The following is an 18,026-nucleotide window of genomic DNA, read 5'->3' as shown; positions in this document are numbered from 1 at the left end:
TGACCTGGCGCCGCAGTTCGCCGACCCGGTGGTGCTGACCGGCGCGACGACCGAGATGCAGCTGGCGGGCGAGGAGACCTTCGGCCCCGTCGCCCCGGTCTTCAGGTTCGAGACCGAGGCAGAGGCGCTGGAGATCGCCAACGGCACGCCCTTCGGCCTGGCGGCCTACTTCTTCACCACCGACATGGCCCGCGCCTTCCGCTTCGGCGAGGCGCTGGAAGTGGGCCTGGTGGGCCTCAACACCGGCGCGGTCTCCCACGCCGAGGCCCCCTTCGGCGGCGTCAAGGCCTCCGGCCTCGGCCGCGAAGGCGCACAGGAAGGCATCGAGGAATACCTCGAAACCAAAGCCTTCCACTTCGGCGGACTGTAAGGGGCAGCGACGCTTCGGCGGGGACCTCCCTTCCCCGCGACACCTCCCGCGCAATGGCCCCGCCCATTGCGCGGGCTTTTGCTGTCCGGGCCGTGTCGTCACGTCGTCGGCATAAAATTCTGGTCCGGCTGAATATTCGGTGGAAAAGGCTTCGCCCTTCGCGGGATACTGTCGCCGAAACGCAGGCGCCTGTGTCGTGGGAGACGCCAGCCTGCAGGGGCGAAACGAAAGTACGATCATGTGGAGCGAAGAGCGCTACAAGGCCTTCATGGCCAGGCAGGTGTCAGGTGACGAGGATCAGCTGCAGCTGGAAAGCTACACGGCGACGATCGAGCCGGTCGACGCCTCGAAGCGGGAATTCCTGCACCAGCTGGTGATGATGGTCTTCTGGCCGCACCGGAGCCGCGACATCGACCTCTTCCTGTCGCTGGGCAAGGGTTATGTCGCCAGTGACGAGATCGGCCGGCCGCTTGCCTCCGCGATGTATTTCCCCATGGGCGACGACTTTTCCATGTGCGGCATGATGGTCGTCACCCCACGCCTGCAATCCCAGGGGGCCGGGCGCCGCTTGCTGCGCCGGATCATGCGCGACAACGAGGGGCGCGACCTGCGGGTTACCGCCACCCGCTCGGCCTTCCGGCTCTACGAATCCGCCGGCTTCGCACCGGTCGCCGAAATCTCCCAGCATCAGGGCGTCGCTCGCCCGGTCGAGGCGCCGGAGCTCCCCGCCGGATGCAGGCTGCGCCCCATGACCCCGGGCGACGAACCGGCGCTCCGGGCGCTGGACCTGCACGCCTATGGCGCCGATCGCTCGGCCCTCTATACCGAGCTGATGACCCGCTCGGACGGGCTGGTGCTGGAACGGGACGGACAGATCCGCGGCTTCGCGATGAAGCGGCCCTTCGGCAAGGGCACAGTGATCGGCCCGGTGATCGCCGAAACGGACGAGATGGCGGTGCAACTGGTGGCCCCGCTGATCCGCGACTGTGCGGGCCAGTTCACCCGGATGGACACCCAGATCGAGAGCACCGCGCTGAAACAGCTCCTGGCCCAGGCCGGCATGGGCGTCATCGACACAGTGACCGAGATGTGGATCGGCACGCCCCGCCGCGCCACCACCGGCGCGCGCGTCTACGGCCTGGCCTCCCATTCGCTGGGCTGACGAGGGGCTCCACCCGGGCCCGCTGTGGCGCCGGTCCCCCGACGACAAGACGCGAACGGATGCCCGGCCGAGTGGCCTACTTTCGCAATGCGCCCCTGCCACACGTCCCACCGGACCACGGGCCGAGCCTTAGACGCGTCCTGATCTTCACCTCGTTCCAAATACCTCCCGCCGGAGGCAACCGGCCGCAGGCCGGTCCCCTGTCGGTCCACCCGGGCCCTCGACGCGACGGACATGAAAAATCCCGCCGGCGGAACCGGCGGGTTCTAGGAAGCAGAGGCCGGCGAACGCCTCAGCGGTGGCGCATCGACAGGCCTTCGTGGAACAGATGCACGTGTTCCGGCGCGGCGGTCATCTTCACCGTCTTGCCGCGCAGGTGCTTGTGCACGTCGGGCAGCTTGGCGATCAGCGCCGGATCCGTGCCCACCGTCTCGAAGTAGAGCAACGTCACCTCGCCCAGGGCCTCGGTGATGTCGACCCGGCCAGTGAACAGCGCCTCGCCCTCCTCGGTCGGCAGCAGGTGTTCGGGCCGGACGCCGATGTTGACGGTCTTGCCCATGTCCGCCTCGGTCGTCTCGACACTCGACCGGGCGAGGCCGCCGGCGTCCAGCGTGACCTCCGTCACCGCGCCGGTCGCGGTGATCTTGCCCGGCAGCAGGTTCATCGCCGGCGAGCCGATGAAGGTCGCCACCATCTCGTTGCGCGGGTTCTCGTAAAGCTCCAGCGGCGCGCCGACCTGGGCGATGCCCTTGTTGGCCAGAACCACGATCCGGTCGGCCAGGGTCATCGCCTCGACCTGGTCGTGGGTGACGTAGATCATCGTCCGGTCGGGCATCTCCTCCTTCAGGCGGGCGATCTCGATCCGTGTGGCAACGCGCAGCGCCGCGTCGAGGTTCGACAACGGCTCGTCGAAGAGGAAGATCTTCGGATCGCGGACGATCGAGCGGCCGATGGCCACCCGCTGACGCTGACCACCTGACAGGGCCTTGGGCAGACGATCGAGGTAGTCTTCCAGTTGCAGCTTCTTCGCCGCATCCATCACCGCCGCGTCGATCTCCTCCTTCGACTTCTTCGCCAGCTTCAGGGCGAAGGCCATGTTCTCCCGCACGGTCATGTGCGGGTAAAGCGCGTAGGACTGGAACACCATGGCGATGCCGCGCTGCGCGGGCGGCACGTCGTTCATGCGCTGACCGTCGATGGTCAGCTCACCGCCGGTGATCTTCTCCAGCCCCGCGATCATGCGCAGCAGCGTGGACTTCCCGCAGCCGGAGGGACCGACGAAGACGATCAGCTCGCCGGCCTCGATCTCGAGGTTGATGTCATTGAGGACGTTGACCGCGCCCCCGTAGGTCTTCGAGACATCCGTCAGCGTCAGGTTGCCCATTCTTCCTCACTCCCCTTCTTTTGCCAGCACAGCATAGCCCCAGCCGGGCAGTTTGACAGTCTTGCCCTCCGGCACCACGGCCCCCTGCAGCCCCTCTGCCACGCTGGTCCAGGTGCCCGCGGGCAGGGTCAGCTCGGCCTCGTCCCCACTGAGGTTGAAGGCACAGAAGAGCGTCTCGCCCTCCCCTTCACGGGTGAAGGACAGCACCGAGCCCTCAGCCGACAGCGGCGTCTGGGTGCCGCGTTTCAACACCGGGTGATCCTGGCGCAGCGCCACCGAGCGGCGGTAGTGGTTGAGGGTCGAGGTGGGCACGTTTTCCTGCAGGTCCACGGCCTTGGCGGCCTGGCTGCCGCTGACCGGCAACCAGGGGCGTTCGTCGCCGCCGGTGCCGAAACCGGCGTGGGGGTTGTGCGCCTCCCAGACCATCGGGGTCCGACAGCCGTCGCGGCCCTTGAACTCGGGCCAGAACTGGATGCCGTAGGGATCCTGCAGGTCCTCGTAGGCCACGTCGGCCTCGTAGAGGCCCAGCTCTTCGCCTTGGTAGAGGCAGACCGAGCCGCGCAGGCACATCATCATCACGTTGAAGCAGCGGATGCCCTCGTCTTCCAGCTTCCACCGGGTCGGGTGACGCACCACGTCGTGGTTGGAAAACGCCCAACAGGCCCAGCCGTCGCTGGCAACTCGGTCGACGAGGTCCATCGTGGTCTTCACGTAGTCGGCGGAGGGCGTGTCACCGGCCAGCAACTCGAAGGCATAGCACATGTGCATCAGGTCGTTGCCCCGGGTGTACTGACCCAGGATCTCCAGCCCGCGCTGGTCATCGCCCACCTCGCCGACGGCGGCGGCGTCATAGGGTTCCATCACCGCGCGCAGTTCGCGCAGGAACTCCAAGTTCTCGGGGCGCGACTTGTCGTAGAGATGGTCCTGCCAGATGTAGGGGTTCACCGAGGGTGCCGTGTTGGCCACCCGTTTCTCGGGCGGCAGCGCGGGGTTGTCGCGCAGCTCGGCGTCGTGGGTGTAGAAATTGATCGTGTCCAGGCGGAAGCCGTTGACGCCACGGTTCAACCAGAAGCGGGCGACGCTGAGCAGCTCCTGTTTCACCTCGTCACAGTGGAAGTTCAGGTCGGGCTGCGAGGAGAGGAAGTTGTGCAGGTAGTACTGCTGGCGACGGGAATCCCACTGCCAGGAGGAACCGCCGAACAGCGACATCCAGTTGTTGGGCGGGGTGCCGTCGGGCTTGGCATCGGCCCAGACGTACCAGTCGGATTTCGGGTTCTCGCGGCTGGCACGGCTTTCGGCGAACCAGGGATGCTGGTCCGAGGTATGCGACAGCACCAGGTCGATCAGCACCTTCAGGCCCAGTTCCCGGGCGCGGCTGGTCAGGTCGTCGAAATCGCGCAGGGTGCCGAACATGGCGTCGACGTCGCAGTAGTCGCTGACGTCATAGCCGAAGTCCTTCATCGGGGAGGTGAAGAAGGGCGAGATCCAGATCGCGTCGGCGCCGAGCGAGGCGATATGGTCCAGGCGCTGCGTGATGCCGGCCAGGTCGCCGATCCCGTCGCCATTGGCGTCCTGGAAGCTGCGCGGATAGATCTGGTAGATCACGGCACCGCGCCACCATTCCGCGGTCTTTTCGGCAGAAGCAATCGTTGTCGTCATGGGGAGCATTCCTATTTCACGGACCCGGCCAGAAGGCCGCGGACCAGGTATTTCTGCATGAAGAAGAAGACGAGCAGCGGCACGGAGATGGAGACGAAGGCCGCCGTGGCCAGGATCTCCCAGTCACCGCCCCGGGTGCCCATCAACTCGACAATCTGGTTGGTCATCACCGTGGTCTGCCCCGAGGCGTCGATCAGGAAGACCTTGGCCACCAGCAGGTCGTTCCAGGTCCACAGGAACTGGAAGATCGCGAAGCTGGCCAGCGCAGGGAAGGACAGCGGCAGGATGATCCGGGTGAAGATCTGGAATTCCGTCGCGCCGTCCACGCGGGCGTTTTCGATGATGTCGCGGGGCAGACCCGCGATGTAGTTGCGCAGCAGGTAGACCGCCATGGGCAGGCCGAAGCCCGTATGCGCCAGCCAGACGCCCATGTAGCCCTTCCCGATGCCGATGTTCAGGTGCAGCTTCAGCAGCGGGATCAGCGCCAGTTGCAGCGGCACCACCAGCAGGGCCACGACGCCCGCGATCAGCAGGGCGCGGCCCGGGAAATCCATCCAGGCCAGGGCATAGGCCGCGAAGGCGGCGATCAGGATCGGAATAACGGTCGCGGGGATCGTCACCGTCATGGTGTTCAGGAAGGCCTTCTGCATCCCGTCGGTGCTGGAGCCGGAGAAGAGGACGCGATCGTAGTTTTCCAGGGTGAAGGTGGGCGGTTCGGACACGGTGCCGAAGACCCGCTCGCCCCGGCTGCCCTCGAAGGGTTCGCTGTTCTCCAGCCGGTAGTCGCCGTTCTCCGCGATGGTGATGGTGCCGCCGTCGCGCAGCTCGGCCACGTCACCCGGCGCATAGGCGCTGACATCACGCGACGAGGTGCCCCAGGCCGACAGCGTGTTGGCCTCGGCCCCGCCATCGGTGAAGACATTGCCCTCGATCACGTAAAGATCGCCCTCTTGCACCTGGTCCTCGGGCGAGGCGGTGCGGAACCCCTCCACCTGTTCGGTGGCAAAGAGCGATTTCCACCAGCCGCTGGTGGAGATCTGGTCGCCGGTGCGGAAGGACGAGACCAGCAGGCCGAAGGTTGGGATGATCCACAGGATCACCATGAAGGCCACGGCAAGATGCGTGGCCCAGAGAAGTGCGGGTTTCTGTCCGGCAATATTCTTCATCACCGCCTCCTCAGTTCATTTCCTTGCGCGCGTTGCGCACGTTCCAGACCAGGATCGGCAGCACCAGCACCATGATGACGATGGCCGAGGCACTGCCCACGCCCCAGTCCCGGGCGACGAAGAGCTTGGCGTACATGTAGTTCGCCAGAACCTGCGTCCCCCACTGGCCGTTGGTCATGGCAAAGACGATGTCGAAGATCTTCAGCACGATGATGGTGATCGTGGTCCAGACGACCATGATCGTGCCCTTGATCTGCGGCACCTTGATCTTGAAGAAGATCTGCATCGGGTTGGCGCCGTCGACGATGGCGGCCTCGATGGTTTCTTCCGGGATGCCGCGCAGGGCAGCCGACAGGATCACCATGGCAAAGCCCGTCTGGATCCAGACCAGCACGGCCATCAGGAAGAAGTTGTTCCAGAAGGGAATGGTCAGCCAGGTCTCGGGCTGTCCGCCCAGGGCCACCACGATGGCGTTGAGGATGCCGATCTGCTCCTGCCCTGCGGGGCGGGCGTCATAGACCAGTTTCCAGATCACCGAGGCCCCGACGAAGCTGATCGCCATGGGCATGAAGATGATCGACTTGGCGATATTGCCCCACTTGATGCGGTCGGTCAGCTGCGCGGCCAGAAGGCCGAAGACCGTGGCCAGCCCCGGAACCACCAGCAGCCAGAGCATGTTGTTGATGATCGCTTCCCAGAACTTCGGCTCATTCGCCATCTGGATGTAATTGTCGAAGCCCGCCCAGACATAGCCGCCCCCCGGGACCCGCTCGGTCAGCGACAGGCGCAGCGTCTCGACCACCGGGTAGGCCAGGTACAGACCCAGGGCGAACATGGCGGGGAACAGGAACAGCCAGGGCCGTACCATGTTGGCGATGTTGATGTTGCGCCCGGCGCGCGGGCCACGTGGCGGAAACAGGGTATCCAGCAGCAGGTTGGACCCGAGAAAATATCCGATGCATACGCTGATGCCGATCACGATTGTCAGCAAACCCTGCAATGCCGGTGCCATGATACCCTCGTCTGCTTGTCGCCGAAGTCAGGCGCGGCCCGGAAAGTTGCCTCCGGGCCGCGCGATCGCAGGTTCCCCCGCGACTGGGTTTACTTGATGGCGTCCCAGGACGCCTGGATGTCCGCGCCGACATCTTCGGCGGATTTGCCACCGACGTAGTCCACCATGCCGGTCCAGAAGGACCCCGCGCCGACCGCGCCCGGCATCAGGTCGGAGGCGTCGAAGCGGAAGGTGGTGGCGTTCAGCAGGATGTCGTTCATGTTCTTCAGGGTCGGATCCCCGAAGACCGAGGTGTCCACATCCTTGTAGGGCGTCAGGAAGCCGGACATGGCCATCCAGGTTTCATGCGCCTCGGTGGTCTGCAGGTACTTGATCAGATCCTGCGCGCCCTGGCTGTCGCTGGTGATCGCCCAGAGCGTGCCGGCGCCCAGCACCGGGGTGCCCAGGTCGCTGTCGCCATAGGCCGGGAAGTAGAAGAAATCGACGTCTTCGCCGACCACCGCATCATCCGGGAAGAAGGTCGGGATGAAGGACGCCTGCTTCAGCATGTAGCACTGCGGCGGGAAGGAGAAGAGGCCCTGCGGCGCATCGCGGAAATCGGTCGCGGCCACGGCATTGGCGCCACCGGCGACGTAGTCGTCGTTCTTGGCGAACCAGCCGAATTCCTCGATCGCCTCGATCACCTTGGGATCGTCGAAGGGCATGTCGTTGCTGACCCAGGCGTCGTATTCCTCGGGGGTGGCGACGCGCAGCATCAGGTCTTCGACCCAGTCGGTCGCAGGCCAGCCGGTCGCGGCGCCCGACCCCAGACCGATGCACCAGGGCGTCTCACCGTCCGCGGCCATCTGCTCGGTCAGCGCTTTCAGTTCTTCCATGGTCTCGGGCACGTCGTAGCCTGCGTCCTCGAAGTTCTCGGGCATGTACCAGACGAGGGATTTCACATCGACCTTGTAGAAGAAGCCATAGAGGCTGTCTTCGCCGTCGGGGCCGGCAAAGCTGCCCAGGTCGACCCAGCTGTCACCAGCGGCGTAGTGCTCGCGCACCCAGTCGTCGGTGCCGTCGGCCAGCGGCGTGAGGAAGCCGTTGCGCGCCATGTCCTGCGCCAGACCCGGCTGCGGGAAGATCGCGATGTTCGGCGCGGAGCCCGCCTCGGCGTCAATGACGATCTGCTGTTCAAAGCTGTCGGAGCCCACGTAGGACACCTCATGACCGGAGGCTTCCGCGAAGCCTTCCAGAACCTTTTCGACCTGTTCCTGGTCCGGGCCGAGCCAGGGACCGAAAACGGTGACCTGCTCTGCTTGTGCCGCGCCGACCGTCAGGGCCAGGCTTGCCACGCTCGTGTAAAGTACTTTGTTCATAGCCAAATTCCCTCCCGAATGCGCCATGCGCCATCTTGCTTGCGCCGAATCCAGTTCAAAGCGCTTTGAGGCGTGTGAAGATAAATGACACGCGTCTCCGTGATGTCAACAATTTGCCGAAAATTCAAGTTTAGCAGGACGTAAGGTCAGCACTCACGCCCTATTATCAAGGCCATTGACGTGACGGGTCTTTGATTGCACACAGAAAGCCGCACCGTTTTTCAAAGCGCTTTGGATAACTGATGAACCTGAAAACCCTGGCAGAGGCCCTCGGGCTGTCGCAGACCACGGTCAGCCGTGCGCTGAACGGCTACCCGGAGGTCAGCGCGGCGACGCGCCGCAGGGTCGAGGAAGCCGCCGCGCAAATGGGCTATCGCCCGAACAGCCGGGCCAAGGGCCTGGCGACGGGGCGCGCGATGCTGATCGGCCAGGTGATCCCCACCTCGACCGAGCATGAGATGGTCAACCCGGTCTTCGGGGATTTCGTCGCAGGCGCCAGCCAGAACCTGGCGCGGGCGGGCTATGACATCCTGCTGACCCGGGTGCCCGGCGATGACGAGGGCAAGGTGTACCGCGAGTTCCGCGCCCGCGGCGCCGTCGACGGGGTGATTGTCCAGGCGCCCGCTGTGAACGACGAACGCATCGCCCTGCTGAACGAGATCGGCCTGCCCTTCGTGGTGCACGGCCGCTCGACCGGGGTCGATGTTCCCTATTCCTGGATCGACGTGAACAACACCCAGGCCTTCCGCCGTGCCACCGAATTCCTGATCCAGCTGGGCCACCGCCGCATCGCGCTGATCAACGGGCTGGAACGGATGGATTTCGCCTTCCGCCGGCGCAAGGGCTACACCCGCGCGCTGGAGGCCGCCGGGCTGACCCCCGATCCAATCCTGATGTGCACCGACGAGATGACCGAGGAATTCGGCTTCAAGAAGACCCGGCACATGCTGTCGCTGGACGATCCGCCGACGGCGATCATCTGTTCCTCGATCCTGTCGGCCATCGGCATCCGCCGCGCCCTGCAGGAAGCCGGGCTGGTGATGGGCCGCGACCTGTCGGTCATCACCCATGACGACGATCTGTCCTACCTCAAGAACGGCCAGGACCTGCCGATCTTCACCGCCACCCGGTCCTCCGTCCGCATGGCGGGCGAACTGCTGGCCGATGCGCTGGTGCAACTGATCTCCGCGCCGGACGAGGGCCCGATCACCCGGCTGCTGGAAGCGCAGCTGGTGGTCGGCAGCTCGACCGGCCCCGCCCCCATTCAGGCCGCACGCCTGGGCTGACACCCCTTTCCGACCCGGGCCCCGCCCCGCAGCAGATGAGAGACCCATGACCTTCTCCCGACAGGATTTCCCCGAAGGCTTCCTCTTCGGCACCGCCACCTCCTCCTACCAGATCGAGGGGCACGCCTTCGGCGGCGCCGGTTCGACCCACTGGGACACCTTCGCCGCCACCCCCGGAAACGTGGTGCGCTCTGAAAACGGTGACCGCGCCTGTGACCACTACCACCGCTACGAGGAAGACCTGGACCTGGTGAAGGGCGCGGGCTTCGACTGCTACCGCTTTTCCACCTCCTGGGCGCGGGTCTTGCCGGAGGGACGCGGCACGCCCAATCCGGAAGGCCTGGATTTCTATGACCGTCTGACCGATGCCATGCTGGAACGCGGCATCAAGCCCTGCGCGACGCTGTATCACTGGGAACTGCCCAGCCCGCTGGCGGATCTGGGCGGCTGGCGCAACCCCGACATCCCCTATTGGTTCGCCGATTTCGCCGAGGTCATCATGGGCCGCATCGGCGACCGCATGCATTCCATCGCGCCGATCAACGAACCCTGGTGCGTGGCCTTCCTGTCGCATTTCCTGGGCCATCAGGCCCCGGGGCTGAAGGACATCCGCGCCACCGCCCGCGCCATGCACCACGTGATGAAAGCCCACGGCACCGCCATCCAGGCGATGCGCGCCATGGGCCTGAACAACCTGGGGGCCGTGGTGAACATGGAATGGGCCGATCCGGCCGATGACACCCCCGAGGCGGCCGAGGCCGCAGCCCTTTACGATGGCTACTACAACCGTTTCTTCCTGGGCGGCATGTTCAAGAAGGAATACCCCGCCAACGTCATGAAGGGATTCGAGCCGCATATGCCCGAGGGCTGGCAGGACGATTTCGACGTGATCGCCAGCCCGCTCGACTGGGTCGGCGTGAACTACTACACCCGCAAGCTGATCGCGCCCGACGACGGCCCCTGGCCGCATCATCATGAGGTCGAAGGCCCCCTGCCCAAGACCTTCATGGATTGGGAAATCTACCCCGAGGGCCTCTACAAGTTCCTGAAACGCACGGCGGAGGAATACACCGGCGACCTGCCCCTGTTCGTCACCGAGAACGGCATGGCCAACGCCGACGTGATCCAGCCCGACGGCACGGTCAACGACCCCGAGCGGCTGGACTACGTGCAGAAGCATCTGGCGATGGTGAAGAAGGCGGGGGACGAGGGCGTGCCGGTGAACGGCTACTTCCTGTGGTCGCTTCTGGACAACTACGAATGGTCGCTGGGCTACGAGAAACGCTTCGGCCTGGTGCATGTCGACTTCGAGACGATGAAACGGACGCCGAAAAGCTCCTACCATGAGTGGCAAAAAGCGCTTCGCTGAGCAAATCCGGGCCGCGCCTTGACGCGGCCCCGACCCCTTTGACAGAATCCGGCGACGTATGGATGCCACCGGAAGAGGGCCGCCGATGATCTATCTCTGCGGATTTCTGTCACTTGCCCTGATCGGGCTGTCGGCCGGGGCCTACCTGCAACTGCCCCGTGCCGGTCACCTTCCCATGCAATGGGGGCTGGATGGCCGTCCCACCTGGTCCGCGCCGCGCGGCCTGGCCCTGTGCCTGACGCCGCTTCTGGCCGGGGGTGTCGCGCTGTTGTTCCACCTGGTGGCCGATGCCGGGCCCGCCGCGATCGCGCTGATCCTCGGTGTCTTCACCGCCGCCCATGTCCTGCACCTGCTGCTGGTGCGCCGACACCTGACGCAGGATTAAATCCTACTTGATCCCTGCCCGCAGGAAGGCCTGCACGAACTGGCGCTGGAACACCAGGAACAGCACCAGCAGGGGCGCGATGACCATCACTGTCGCCGCCGAGATCACCGATATGTCCACGCCGTTCTCCGGCGCGCCGAAGATCGACAGGCCCACGGTCAGGGGCCGGGCGCTTTCGGTATTGGTGACGATCAGCGGCCAGAGGAAGTTGTTCCAGTGCGTCGCCACCGAGACCAGCGCATAGGCGATATATGTGGGCCGGGCGGCCGGAACGTAGACGCGCCACAGCACGCCCAGCAGGGAACAGCCCTCGACCCGGGCGGCCTCATCCAGCTCCATCGGGACGCCCTTGAAGGCCTGACGCATCAGGAAGATGCCGAAGGCCGAGGCCATGTAGGGCACGCCAATCCCCGCGATCGTGTCCACCAGCCCCAGCGAGGCGGCGATGGCGTAGTTCTTCACGATCAGCACCTCGGGCAGGATGAAGAGCTGCAGCAGGATCAGGGTAAAGACCGTGCCCTTGCCGCGAAACTCGACCCGGGCGAAGGCGAAGCCCGCGAGGGTGCACAGGAAGAATTGCCCGGCCAGGACCAGCGTCACCAGCAGGAAGGTGTTGAGGAAATAGCGCAGCCAGGGCGCGCCGTCCCAGGCGGTGCGGAAGTTGTCCAGGATCAGCGGCGCCGACAGGGTGAAATTCACCGCATCCGTCGTGGCATGAAACGCCGCCCAGAGGGCGAACAGCAGCGGAGAGATCCAGACCAGCGCCAGCAGCAGGGCCAGCGCCGCCTCGATCCGGGGCATCAGGCGCGTCATTGGTAATGGGTCCTTCTGTCCAGCAGCCCGAATTGCAGCGCCGCGACGATCCCCAGCACCGCCAGCACCAGCACGGTGGTCGCCGCCGCCATGGGGCTGTCGAAGAAGGCGAAGCTGAGCTCCCAGATATAGTAGAGGATCAGTTTGGAGCTGTCGGACGGCCCGCCCTTGGTCAGGATGAACAGGTGGTCGATCAGTTTCACCGAGTTGATCAGCGCATTGACCAGGATGAACAGCGTCGTCGGCATCAGAAGCGGCAGCACGATCCGGCGGGTATAGGTCCAGCGGCTGGCGCCCTCGATGTCGGCGGCCTCTTTCAACTCGGGCGGGATGGTTTGCAGCGCGGCCAGGTAGAAGATCATGAAGAACCCGCTCTCCTTCCAGATGGTCACGATGCAGATCGCCCAGAGGGATGTTTCAGGCCGCCCAAGCCAGTTCATCGAGCCCAGGCCGACAAGGCCGAAAAGCTGATCCAGCACCCCGATGTCCGGTGTGTAGAAGAACAGCCACAGGTTGCCCGCCGCGATCATCGGCAGGACCGTGGGGGTGAAGTAGGCGGTGCGCAGGAAGGATTTTCCGGGGATCTTCGAGTTGGCCCAAAGCGCCATAACCAGCGCCAGGGCGATGGAGATGGGTATCGTCACGCCCGCATAGAGCAGGTTGTTGCCCGCCACCTTCCAGAAGGTCGGATCCTCGAAGAGGAAACGGTAGTTGTCCAACCCGATGAACTCGGACGGGTGCCGCCGCGTCTCGCGCGAGAAGAAGCTGGCCCAGAGAGTAGCGACCGAGGGATAGAAGGCGAAGGTGCTCAGCATGACCAGCGCGGGCGAGAGCAGGAGCCACCCGTGGATTGCCCGGCGCCTTTTGGCGATGCGGAATGCGTCTGTCATGCTGAGCCTCTTCTGACCCGCGCCCGGGGATGCAGGCACGGACGGGATCCGGGGGCCCGCAGGCCCCCGAGGGGAGTACAGCCGGGGGCCCGCAGGCCCCCGGGGATTTGGTTACTGGTAGGCGCGCAGCAGGCGCTCGGCGGCGGATTGCGCCTCGCCCAGGGCCTCCTCGGCCGAGGTCTCGCCGGTCAGGGTGGACTGGATGGCGTTGTTCAGCCCTTCGCGGACACGGGCCGTCTCGAAGGTCGAAAACTCGGCCACCGCCACTTCCAGCTGATCCCGGGCGACCAGCGCCGGGGGGAACTCCTCGGCATAGGCCTGCAGGGCCTCGGTCTCATAGGCGGCGGGGGAGACGCCCATGTAGCCAGTGGCGATGGACCACTCGGCGGCCTTCTCCGGCTGGGTCATGAACTGGATCAGCTTCAGCGCGGCGGCCTTTTCCTCATCGGTGCTATCCTTGAAGAGGTAGAAGTTGCCGCCGCCCGTTGGCGAGCCGGGTTGCACATTGGCGGGCAGCATGGCGACGCCGAAGTCGAACTCGGCCGCGTTCTTCACCGCGGTCAGGTTGCCGGTGGAATGCCACATCATCGCGGTCTGCCCTTCCAGGAAGGCCTGGCGCAGGGTGCCCCACTCGACGGTGCCTTCGGGCATGATGCCCTCGTCAACCGAGAGCGACTTCCAGAAGTCCAGCGCCTCGACCGCCTCGGGGGCGTCGAAATAGGTTTCCAGACCGTCGCCCGACATCAGCTCGATCCCGTTCTGAACGGCCAGGGCCTGGAACATCCAGTAAGGGTAGCCGGTCGAGGGGATCATCAGGCCGTAGTGGTCGTCATTGGTCAGGGCGCGGCCCATCTCGACCATCTCGTCCCAGGTTTCCGGGGCGTGCTCGGGGTCCAAGCCCGCCTCGGCGAACATGTCCTTGTTGTAATAGGCCACGATGGTGGAACGCTGGAACGGGATGCCCCAGGTCTTGCCCTCGACCTGGCCGTTGGCCATCAGCCCGGGGTAGAAGCTGTCGATCCAGTCCTGGCCACCTTCGCCCAGCACGTCGTCGAAGGGCACGATCATGTCCTGTTCGATCAGGTCATAGGCGTCGATGGAGAACATGACGGCCAGCTGCGCGGGTTCGCCCGCGTTCAGCGCCGCCAGGGCCTTGATGCGGGTGTCGTCGTAGTTGCCGGCGTAGATCGCGTTGACGGTGATGTCGGGGTTCGCGGCCTCGAATTCCTCGACCATGCCGTCGACCACCTTGGTCAGCGGGCCGCCCACGGCGATCGGGTAATACATGGTCAGTTCGGTGGCGCTGGCCGGGTTGACGGCAAGGGCGCCGGCGGCGAGCATGGCCGCGGCAGAAACTTGGCGGATCATCGGGATACCTCTTCGGTCTGCTGGGATGGGGCCTTTCGGCCATCACGGGGCGCGGTTTGGCGATCGGTCGCCCCGTAATTCTGCTGCGGGTCCTTTTGTCCGCCCGGTGCGGGGAAAAGGACCCGGTGTTCGTCCGGCAGGGCCAGGCCCAGGGCCGTGCCCGGGGCCAGCTCGCGCCGCCCGGTCAGGATCAGGCCAAGACCGCGCGCCCGGGGATGACTCAGCAGCACCCGGGTCTCGCCGCCCAGAAACTCGCAGGCCTCCACATGGGCCACCAGATCTGCGTCGTCCACATGCGCGCGCTCGATCTTCTCGACCCGGATGCCGATCTGCGCCGCTGCCTGCCCCAGGGCCGCGCCCTCGACCAGGGCCATGGGCGGGTCACCGATGAACTCGGCCACGAAGGGCGTTGCGGGACGAGTATAGAGGTCTTCCGGGTGTCCCTGCTGCTGTACCGCGCCGTCCTTCATCAGCACCACGTGGTCCGACAGCGACATCGCCTCGGACTGGTCATGGGTGACATAGACCACGGTCAGGCCCAGGCGCCGTTGCAGGGCCTTGATGTCGCGGCGCACCGAATGGCGCAGCTTGGCGTCGAGGTTCGACAGAGGCTCGTCCATCAGGCACAGGGGATGGCCCGCCACCACGGCGCGGGCCAGGGCCACGCGTTGCCGCTGGCCGCCAGAAAGCGCGCCGGGCTTGCGATCCTCCAGCCCCTCAAGGCCGGTCATCGCCACCGCCTCGGCCAGCTTCTCGGCCTGGGCCGCGCGGCTGGCCCGGCGGACCTTCATGCCAAACAGGATGTTTTCGCGCACCGACAGGTGGGGGAAGAGCGCATAGCTCTGGAACACCATCGACAGGCCGCGCGCCGAGGGCGCGGCATGGGTCACGTCCTGCCCGCCGATCAGGATCTGCCCGGATTGCGGCACCTCCAGCCCGGCCAGCAGGCGCAGCAGCGTGGACTTGCCGCAGCCCGAGGGGCCCAGGATCGACACGAAGGCACCACGCGGCACCGAAAGCGAGACGCCGCGCACCCCGCCCTTGCCGTCCCATTGGCGGCGGATCTCGTGCAGCTCGACGAAGGGATCAGACATGAACCTGCTCCATCGCCAGCACCAGCTTGCCCGGGTAGGCATCCAGCAGCGGCTGCCAGTCTGCCCCCGGCGCTCGGTCCAGCACGACCATCCCCGCCTCGTCCAGCTGGCCGCCCACGGCCGCGGCGCGGCGGCCGAATTTCGTCCGGTCGGCGACAAGGATCGAGCGGCGGGAATTGGCCCGCATCTGTTCGCGCATCTGCACCTCGGCGGCGTTGAAATCCAGCAGACTGCCGTCATGGTCTATGCCACCGACACCATAGATGCCGAAATCTGCCCGGTAGGTTCGGAACAGCTCCACCGCTTCCGGCCCCAGGATGTCACGATCCGGCAGGCGCATCTCTCCGCCCGGCAGGATGATCCGGTTGCCGGGGTTTTCCGACAGCGCCAGGGCCGCGTTCAGGTTGTTGGTGATGACCGTCAGCGCCTGCTTCTCGGCCAGCGCCCCGGCGACAATGGCCGGCGTCGTCCCGATGGAAATGAACAGCGTCGCCCCGTCGGGAATGACCTGGGCCACCTCGCGCGCGATGGCCGATTTCTCGTCGAAGTTCAGCACCGCGCGGGCGTGGTAGGGCAGGTTCGCCTGGCCCTCGATATATTCCGCCCCCCCGTGCAGGCGCCGCAGCTTGGCCTCTTCGCAGAGCGCGTTGATGTCGCGGCGGATGGTATGGGCGGAGACGCCGAAGGCCTCGGCCAGCCCGTCGACCATCACGCGGCCCTCGCGGCGCGCCAGCTGCAGAATCTGTTCCTTGCGGTCCATGGTGCTCACTTCAGCATTTCACATGCTCAGTTGAGCGGACTTCCATGTCAGTTTTGCTACGTTTCGCGGAAATTCCTGCGACGATTGCCAAGCCGCGCGCCCCGCAGCCGATCCCCGTCTGAAAAGCACCGACATGCCAGAGGGTTGCGGCGCAGGGTGTGCGCAGGCAAACGCCCCGCACCCAGGCAGGGAACGGGGCGTAGGGCCCACGCCTGAAGGCTCAGGCGCGGCTGCGCAGGGCGGCCAGGATCTCTTCGGTATGTTGACCGAGGCCCGGCGCGGGGGCGCTGACGCCAGGGCCGTCATGGGCAAAGCGGAAGCCCGCGTTGAGGATCTGCGCGCTGTCGCCGGAGACCGGATCCGGCACGTCGAGGAACAGATCGCGCCCCTGGATCTGCGGCATTTCCATCGCCTCGGCCAGGGGGCGCACCTTGCCGGCGGGCACACCGGCCCCCGCCAATACATTTTCCCAGTCGCTGGCGCTGCGGGTGGCGAAACGGGCGCGCAAGATCGCCTGCAACTCGGCGTCATGGGCCAGCCGCGCGGGCGGGGTGGCGAAACGGGCGTCCTCCAGCAGATCCGCCAGATCCATGGCGCGGAACAGCCGCTCCACCTGCACCTGCTGCACGGCACCGATGGTGATCTCACCGTCGGCGGTGTCGAAAGTGTCGGCCGTGGGTGCGCCCGAAAAGCCGCGATTGCCGGCCCGGACCGGTTCGGCGCCGGTCAGCAGGTAGGGGCTGATGACCGAGGACATCAGCACCATCGTCGCATCGAGCATCGACACGTCGATGGCCTGTCCCTGCCCCTGCGGATCCGCCTGCCGCTGCGTGTAGGCGGCCAGAACGGCAAAGGCCGTCAGCAGGGCCGTGTAGGTGTCGACGATGGGGAAGCCCACGCGCTGCGCCGGGTCGCCCTCCTGCCCGGAGAGGTACATCAGCCCCGACATGGACTGGATCACCTGGTCGATCGCCGGGTAGTCCCGCATCGGGCCGGCCTGGCCGAAGCCCGAGACGGAGCAGTAGATCAGCCCCGGATGCGCGGCGCGCAACTCCTCCTCCCCCAGCCCCAGACGTGCGGCGACGCCGGGGCGGAAGTTCTCCACCAGTATGTCGGCGCTGGCGACGATGGCCTGTGCGGCCTCGCGGCCCTCCTCGCTTTTCAGGTCCAGCACCACGGATTTCTTGCCGGCATTGGCCCCGACGAAGGGCTCGGCCATGCCCCGGCGCGCCTCTGCCCGGGTGTAGTACCGCATGGCGTCGCCCGCCGGCGGCTCGATCTTGATGACCTCCGCCCCCAGCAGGCACAGGAACTGCGTGGCCAGGGGACCCGCGATCACATGACTGAAATCGGCGATTCTGACCCCCGCGAGCGGCTGCGCCATGGTCCTCTCCCTCTCCTCCAAATTAGTTCACCATGGAAACCGTATGGAGATGGATTGTCAAGCGCCCAGCCCAGGCCGCTGACGCAGCGGCCCTCAGAGGCTGCGGATCACCCGCCAGATCATGTCGAAAAGCTGTGCCCGTTCGGCGTCGCTCAGCACGCCCAGGATCGTATCCTGAAGCCCCAGCATGTCGGTTCGCATCGCGGCCACGCGGGCCAGGCCCTGCTCGCTCAGGTGCAGGGCATTGTACCGCTGGTCGCCGCCGGCCTTGCGCCGCTCGATCAGCCCGCTGCGCTCCAGCTCATTGATGGCCTTGGTCAGGGCGGATTTCTTCAGAACCACCGCCTCGGCCAGTTCCTTCTGCGAGACACCGGGGTTCAGAGCGATCAGGTTCAGCAGCGCGACCTGCCCCGAAGCAACGCCGTGCTTCTCGAAGAAATCGCCCGTCTGTTCCAGCAGCTGCGCCCGCAACACCCGGGTGACAAAGGAAATATCCGTCGCAAGGTGACCCAGCGACACCTCCGATCCATCTGTTTTTTCGGACTTTTCTTCACTCATGACCAATC

Annotated in this window: 17 protein-coding genes; 5 read left to right on the top strand and 12 right to left on the bottom strand. The window is 65.8% G+C overall.

The features are described from left to right. Positions 1-370, top strand: a 370-nt coding sequence (locus LC066_RS09075) for an aldehyde dehydrogenase family protein (RefSeq protein WP_224898140.1), incomplete at its 5' end; no start/stop codon positions are given. 238 nt (positions 371-608) lie between these two features. Beyond that, positions 609-1,532, top strand: a complete 924-nt coding sequence (locus LC066_RS09070; RefSeq protein WP_224898139.1) for a GNAT family N-acetyltransferase — start codon at positions 609-611, stop codon at positions 1,530-1,532. 292 nt (positions 1,533-1,824) lie between these two features. Here the strand turns inward: LC066_RS09070 and LC066_RS09065 are convergent, their stop codons facing one another. From LC066_RS09065 to LC066_RS09045, 5 genes are all read right to left on the bottom strand, one after another. Beyond that, positions 1,825-2,916, bottom strand: a complete 1,092-nt coding sequence (locus LC066_RS09065; RefSeq protein ID WP_222477625.1) for an ABC transporter ATP-binding protein — start codon at positions 2,914-2,916, stop codon at positions 1,825-1,827. A 6-nt stretch (positions 2,917-2,922) separates the two neighbouring features. After that, the gene (locus tag LC066_RS09060) at positions 2,923-4,575 is read right to left on the bottom strand and encodes an alpha-glucosidase family protein (RefSeq protein ID WP_224898137.1); all 1,653 of its coding nucleotides are present in this window, start codon (positions 4,573-4,575) and stop codon (positions 2,923-2,925) included. An 11-nt stretch (positions 4,576-4,586) separates the two neighbouring features. Then, complete coding sequence (locus LC066_RS09055) at positions 4,587-5,741, bottom strand: carbohydrate ABC transporter permease (protein WP_224898135.1); 1,155 nt, start codon at positions 5,739-5,741, stop codon at positions 4,587-4,589. A 10-nt stretch (positions 5,742-5,751) separates the two neighbouring features. Then, the gene (locus LC066_RS09050) at positions 5,752-6,753 is read right to left on the bottom strand and encodes a carbohydrate ABC transporter permease (protein WP_222477619.1); all 1,002 of its coding nucleotides are present in this window, start codon (positions 6,751-6,753) and stop codon (positions 5,752-5,754) included. Between the two features lie 89 nt (positions 6,754-6,842). Then, the gene (locus tag LC066_RS09045; protein ID WP_224898133.1) at positions 6,843-8,111 is read right to left on the bottom strand and encodes an ABC transporter substrate-binding protein; all 1,269 of its coding nucleotides are present in this window, start codon (positions 8,109-8,111) and stop codon (positions 6,843-6,845) included. A 242-nt stretch (positions 8,112-8,353) separates the two neighbouring features. Here LC066_RS09045 and LC066_RS09040 point away from each other — a divergent pair, with 242 nt between their 5' ends. The 3 genes from LC066_RS09040 to LC066_RS09030 all read left to right on the top strand — a co-directional run bounded on the left by LC066_RS09040 (position 8,354) and on the right by LC066_RS09030 (position 11,151). Continuing rightward, the gene (locus LC066_RS09040) at positions 8,354-9,397 is read left to right on the top strand and encodes a LacI family DNA-binding transcriptional regulator (protein ID WP_224898131.1); all 1,044 of its coding nucleotides are present in this window, start codon (positions 8,354-8,356) and stop codon (positions 9,395-9,397) included. A gap of 46 nt (positions 9,398-9,443) precedes the next feature. Next, the gene (locus LC066_RS09035; protein WP_224898129.1) at positions 9,444-10,766 is read left to right on the top strand and encodes a GH1 family beta-glucosidase; all 1,323 of its coding nucleotides are present in this window, start codon (positions 9,444-9,446) and stop codon (positions 10,764-10,766) included. A gap of 85 nt (positions 10,767-10,851) precedes the next feature. Next, positions 10,852-11,151, top strand: a complete 300-nt coding sequence (locus LC066_RS09030; RefSeq protein ID WP_224898127.1) for a hypothetical protein — start codon at positions 10,852-10,854, stop codon at positions 11,149-11,151. A 3-nt stretch (positions 11,152-11,154) separates the two neighbouring features. Here the strand turns inward: LC066_RS09030 and LC066_RS09025 are convergent, their stop codons facing one another. The 7 genes from LC066_RS09025 to LC066_RS08995 form a co-directional block, all read right to left on the bottom strand. After that, the gene (locus LC066_RS09025; protein ID WP_224898125.1) at positions 11,155-11,964 is read right to left on the bottom strand and encodes a carbohydrate ABC transporter permease; all 810 of its coding nucleotides are present in this window, start codon (positions 11,962-11,964) and stop codon (positions 11,155-11,157) included. Further along, positions 11,961-12,854: a carbohydrate ABC transporter permease gene (locus tag LC066_RS09020; RefSeq protein ID WP_224898123.1), complete on the bottom strand. Its 894-nt coding sequence runs from the start codon at positions 12,852-12,854 to the stop codon at positions 11,961-11,963. Before LC066_RS09020 ends, LC066_RS09025 begins: the two co-directional genes overlap by 4 nt. A gap of 111 nt (positions 12,855-12,965) precedes the next feature. Next, positions 12,966-14,222, bottom strand: a complete 1,257-nt coding sequence (locus tag LC066_RS09015) for an ABC transporter substrate-binding protein (protein WP_224898121.1) — start codon at positions 14,220-14,222, stop codon at positions 12,966-12,968. Continuing rightward, complete coding sequence (locus LC066_RS09010) at positions 14,219-15,316, bottom strand: ABC transporter ATP-binding protein (RefSeq protein ID WP_224898119.1); 1,098 nt, start codon at positions 15,314-15,316, stop codon at positions 14,219-14,221. Before LC066_RS09010 ends, LC066_RS09015 begins: the two co-directional genes overlap by 4 nt. Next, positions 15,309-16,076 carry a DeoR/GlpR family DNA-binding transcription regulator gene (locus LC066_RS09005; RefSeq protein WP_224898163.1) on the bottom strand — a complete coding sequence of 256 codons (768 nt, stop codon included), beginning with the start codon at positions 16,074-16,076 and terminating at the stop codon, positions 15,309-15,311. Before LC066_RS09005 ends, LC066_RS09010 begins: the two co-directional genes overlap by 8 nt. A gap of 220 nt (positions 16,077-16,296) precedes the next feature. Beyond that, the gene (locus tag LC066_RS09000; RefSeq protein WP_224898117.1) at positions 16,297-17,460 is read right to left on the bottom strand and encodes a CaiB/BaiF CoA transferase family protein; all 1,164 of its coding nucleotides are present in this window, start codon (positions 17,458-17,460) and stop codon (positions 16,297-16,299) included. A 93-nt stretch (positions 17,461-17,553) separates the two neighbouring features. After that, positions 17,554-18,018 (bottom strand): MarR family winged helix-turn-helix transcriptional regulator, encoded by a 465-nt coding sequence (locus tag LC066_RS08995; RefSeq protein WP_224898115.1) that lies wholly within the window; start codon positions 18,016-18,018, stop codon positions 17,554-17,556. Positions 18,019-18,026: the final 8 nt, after the last annotated feature.

Source organism: Pseudooceanicola marinus (assembly GCF_020177265.1).
Lineage (GTDB): Bacteria > Pseudomonadota > Alphaproteobacteria > Rhodobacterales > Rhodobacteraceae > Pseudooceanicola > Pseudooceanicola marinus_A.
The sequence above is the reverse complement of the archived record's forward strand: the minus strand, read 5'-3'. Positions and strand labels throughout refer to the sequence as shown.

Coding starts and splice junctions, on each gene's coding strand:
- LC066_RS09055 (WP_224898135.1), bottom strand. CDS start 5,741: ATGAAGAATATTGCCGGACAGAAACCCGCACTTCTCTGGGCCACGCAT.
- LC066_RS09005 (WP_224898163.1), bottom strand. CDS start 16,076: ATGGACCGCAAGGAACAGATTCTGCAGCTGGCGCGCCGCGAGGGCCGC.
- LC066_RS09040 (WP_224898131.1), top strand. CDS start 8,354: ATGAACCTGAAAACCCTGGCAGAGGCCCTCGGGCTGTCGCAGACCACG.
- LC066_RS09035 (WP_224898129.1), top strand. CDS start 9,444: ATGACCTTCTCCCGACAGGATTTCCCCGAAGGCTTCCTCTTCGGCACC.
- LC066_RS09000 (WP_224898117.1), bottom strand. CDS start 17,460: ATGGCGCAGCCGCTCGCGGGGGTCAGAATCGCCGATTTCAGTCATGTG.
- LC066_RS09020 (WP_224898123.1), bottom strand. CDS start 12,854: ATGACAGACGCATTCCGCATCGCCAAAAGGCGCCGGGCAATCCACGGG.
- LC066_RS08995 (WP_224898115.1), bottom strand. CDS start 18,018: ATGAGTGAAGAAAAGTCCGAAAAAACAGATGGATCGGAGGTGTCGCTG.
- LC066_RS09065 (WP_222477625.1), bottom strand. CDS start 2,916: ATGGGCAACCTGACGCTGACGGATGTCTCGAAGACCTACGGGGGCGCG.
- LC066_RS09060 (WP_224898137.1), bottom strand. CDS start 4,575: ATGACGACAACGATTGCTTCTGCCGAAAAGACCGCGGAATGGTGGCGC.
- LC066_RS09070 (WP_224898139.1), top strand. CDS start 609: ATGTGGAGCGAAGAGCGCTACAAGGCCTTCATGGCCAGGCAGGTGTCA.
- LC066_RS09045 (WP_224898133.1), bottom strand. CDS start 8,111: ATGAACAAAGTACTTTACACGAGCGTGGCAAGCCTGGCCCTGACGGTC.
- LC066_RS09010 (WP_224898119.1), bottom strand. CDS start 15,316: ATGTCTGATCCCTTCGTCGAGCTGCACGAGATCCGCCGCCAATGGGAC.
- LC066_RS09050 (WP_222477619.1), bottom strand. CDS start 6,753: ATGGCACCGGCATTGCAGGGTTTGCTGACAATCGTGATCGGCATCAGC.
- LC066_RS09015 (WP_224898121.1), bottom strand. CDS start 14,222: ATGATCCGCCAAGTTTCTGCCGCGGCCATGCTCGCCGCCGGCGCCCTT.
- LC066_RS09030 (WP_224898127.1), top strand. CDS start 10,852: ATGATCTATCTCTGCGGATTTCTGTCACTTGCCCTGATCGGGCTGTCG.
- LC066_RS09025 (WP_224898125.1), bottom strand. CDS start 11,964: ATGACGCGCCTGATGCCCCGGATCGAGGCGGCGCTGGCCCTGCTGCTG.